The organism is Candidatus Eisenbacteria bacterium, from assembly GCA_005893275.1.
Classification (GTDB): Bacteria; Eisenbacteria; RBG-16-71-46; order SZUA-252; family SZUA-252; genus WS-7.
The window spans coordinates 1-2,683 of sequence record VBOW01000092.1; the positions used below are offsets into that span (position 1 = coordinate 1).

Annotated in this window: 5 protein-coding genes; 2 read left to right on the forward strand and 3 right to left on the reverse strand. The window is 65.8% G+C overall.

The genetic code is table 11. The features are described from left to right. Positions 1-901: DUF1259 domain-containing protein (locus E6K76_12415; protein ID TMQ56561.1), on the reverse strand; the 901-nt coding region annotated here is incomplete at its 3' end. Between the two features lie 181 nt (positions 902-1,082). On the opposite strand from E6K76_12415, the gene E6K76_12420 reads away from it, so the two are divergent. Continuing rightward, positions 1,083-1,550: a vanillate O-demethylase oxidoreductase VanB gene (locus E6K76_12420; protein ID TMQ56562.1), complete on the forward strand. Its 468-nt coding sequence runs from the start codon at positions 1,083-1,085 to the stop codon at positions 1,548-1,550. Next, positions 1,550-1,894 carry a helix-turn-helix transcriptional regulator gene (locus tag E6K76_12425; GenBank protein ID TMQ56563.1) on the forward strand — a complete coding sequence of 115 codons (345 nt, stop codon included), beginning with the start codon at positions 1,550-1,552 and terminating at the stop codon, positions 1,892-1,894. Before E6K76_12420 ends, E6K76_12425 begins: the two co-directional genes overlap by 1 nt. Before the next feature lie 19 nt (positions 1,895-1,913). On the opposite strand, the gene E6K76_12430 is transcribed toward E6K76_12425, so the two are convergent. Together E6K76_12430 and E6K76_12435 are read right to left on the reverse strand one after the other, a co-directional pair. Continuing rightward, complete coding sequence (locus E6K76_12430; GenBank protein ID TMQ56564.1) at positions 1,914-2,261, reverse strand: hypothetical protein; 348 nt, start codon at positions 2,259-2,261, stop codon at positions 1,914-1,916. Then, positions 2,212-2,580, reverse strand: coding sequence for a hypothetical protein (locus E6K76_12435; protein TMQ56565.1), 369 nt, complete (start codon positions 2,578-2,580; stop codon positions 2,212-2,214). Before E6K76_12435 ends, E6K76_12430 begins: the two co-directional genes overlap by 50 nt. Positions 2,581-2,683 lie beyond the last annotated feature (103 nt).

Genomic DNA, 2,683 nt, shown 5'->3' on the forward strand with positions numbered 1-2,683 from the left:
TCATCGAGGCCGTGCGATCGAGAGCAGCACGCAGCCCCCGGGCAAGATCCTCCGTCGCTCCCAGGCCCCAGTAGTGCAGGAATAGCATCCGCGGTTGCTCCCCGGCCATGTGCTGGTGGATAGCGACGATGTCGATGCCGTGACCGCGCAGTGCCTTGAGCACCGGCTGGAGCTCGGGCTCGAGCATCACGAAATCGCCGTCGACCACCGATCGGTCGTCGGACCCTGCGAACGCTGCCCATGTGTTCACGCCCATGGTGTTGCCCACCGACGCGCCATGCATCCCGGTTGTGCGCCCAATGGTGACCTTGTACACACCGTCGCTCAGTCCGCCCTTCACGCCGAGGATGGCTTCGATCTTCCTCGGATCGAGCGTGGTCGTCGCTGGGTTGATGTCGGCGCTGGGGATCTCTCCTTTGCCGCCGCTTGTTTCTTTGATCTTGGCGAAGACCTTTCCGACCCCCTCGGCGAGCTTGGCCTCGTCGCCCATCCCACCGATGTGCATGAACATCACCCTTGGGCTGTCCCAAAGGAAGTGGTTGTGCAACGCGGTGACGTCAAGCCCATTGTCGAGGGCCGCGCTCATGACCGGGTTCACCTGGTCCTCCAGGAGGACCATGTCTCCCATGACAACCGTCTGCTCCCCCGTCTTCTTGAAGGCCGCCCACGAAGTCAGTCCCATCGACGGCGTGAGTTTGACGCCGGCGACCGTGATCGCCAAATCGGTCCGCGGCTCCGAGACCTTGAACACAAGCTCCTTCTGGTTGAACGCGCCCTTCGCACCGGTGAGCTCTTCGATGCGTGTCGTGTCGAGCGATGCGCTCGTCGCAGCCATGACCCTCCGCGCAGTCGAGAGCGTCAAGAGACCCATCAGAATGATCGGAATCAGGGCACGCTTCATCGAATCCTCTCCTTTTGGTCCTACTGCTCGGGTCCCCGCACCCACCTACATCCTACCCTTTCTGCCCAGGGGTGACACAGCTTTCCTCCTTCGGTAACCAAAGGGTTGCGTTTCTTCTCGCGCTCGGATAATATGCAACCAATGGGTTGCGCATGGGGCGCAGCCCTACAAGGAGCTGGAGATGATGTCCACGACAACGACGGATCGAATCGAGAAGCAGATCCTCCTACGCGCGTCGCGCGCCCGCGTGTGGCGCGCCCTTACCGACTCGAAGGAGTTCGGCGCCTGGTTCCAGTCGGCGTTCACGGAACCGTTTCGGCCGGGTGCAACGGTCAAAGGCCGGATCACCTATCCCGGCTACGAGCACCTTGTGGTCGAGTTCGTCATCGAGAAGATGGAACCGGAGCGTCTTTTCTCCTATCGGTGGCACCCGCACGCCATTGACCCGGCGACCGACTACTCGAAGGAGCCCATGACTCTCATCGAGTTTACGCTCGAAGATGCGGAGGGCGGCACCCTGCTTCGGGTTGTGGAGACGGGCTTCGACAAGATCCCGATCGCGCGACGAGCGGAGGCTCTGAAGGGGAACGAGGCCGGCTGGGCCGAGCAGATGAAGGCGATCCAGCGCTATCTGGACCGAAACCCGTGATGTCGTATCCCGGACGAAGCGGGCTCAAAAGCTCGGCGCCGGTTTTCGCGGCGTTGGGAGACGCGACGAGGCTCAAACTGGTGGCCCGCCTTTCCGAGGGCGGGCCCCAGTCGATCAAGCGATTGACGCGACGATCGAGCCGAACACGCCAAGCGATCACGAAGCATCTGCGCGTCCTGGCCGATGCCGGCCTGGTGCGTGGGACCCGAGTGGGCCGCGAGAGTCGTTGGGAGCTGGAGCCCCGCCGGCTCGTCGTCGCCTATTCCTACCTCGATCTCATCTCCAAGCGGTGGGATGCGGCTCTGGACCGGCTCCGGAGCCTGGTGGAGGATTCGCCAGGGTAATCGCGCGAGGCGGCGCTTCTCATCGCCCCAGGCGAAACTGGCCCTCCGCGCGGGTCGTATTCCCGGCGTGATCCGCGGCGACGATGAGGACGGCGTGCGTCCCGCGGCCCGGCGGCCGGGCCGGTCGCCACCGCAGGCGACCTGCCTCGGGGTCCCACTCGGTGGGCACGCGCACGCCGTCCACTTCCATCCATGAGGCTCGCGCGTCGACACCACTCCCCTTCTCGACCACCGATGCCTCGACGGCCCAGCGGCTGTAAGGGCCGGCGCGAACCGCCCGCGCGGAAGACTTGAGCAGCGCAACCCGCGGCCCGACTTCATCGCGGAAGAGGGCGAAGCGCCCAAGCCCCCACGATTCGGCGGACACCGAGCGCGCGGCCGGGTCCCGATCGGCGCCAGCCCATTGCCAGCCGCCCGAATCGAGTCGATAGAGACCGACCCGATCCAGCGACGCGCCCGCGGGCGCCACGATGCGCACCCGCGCGGGGTGGCGGAGCGGGTGTCGAGCTGGCTCTACCTGCCACGCGCCACCCACCGGGATGAGGCCGCTCTGTCCTCGCGAGGGGGCTGCATATGCAAGGATCGTCGCGTCCTCGAAGAACGCCCCCGCCGCAAAGCCTACCCGCAGTCCTCCCGTGTCGTCCGCAAGCTCGAACGCGTCGGCGGAGGAGGGGCGCCGCGCCCACACGAACCCCCCGCGTCCCGCGGACTCCCCAGCGGAGCCTACGGGGCGCATGGCGACAGCCAGCCGCACCGTCTTGACGGCAGCGCTTTTCGGCACCGAAAAAT

Bases quoted from the DNA above. Each gene is read 5' to 3' on its own strand.
- E6K76_12420 (TMQ56562.1), top strand. From the start codon at position 1,083: ATGATGTCCACGACAACGACGGATCGAATCGAGAAGCAGATCCTCCTA.
- E6K76_12425 (TMQ56563.1), top strand. From the start codon at position 1,550: ATGTCGTATCCCGGACGAAGCGGGCTCAAAAGCTCGGCGCCGGTTTTC.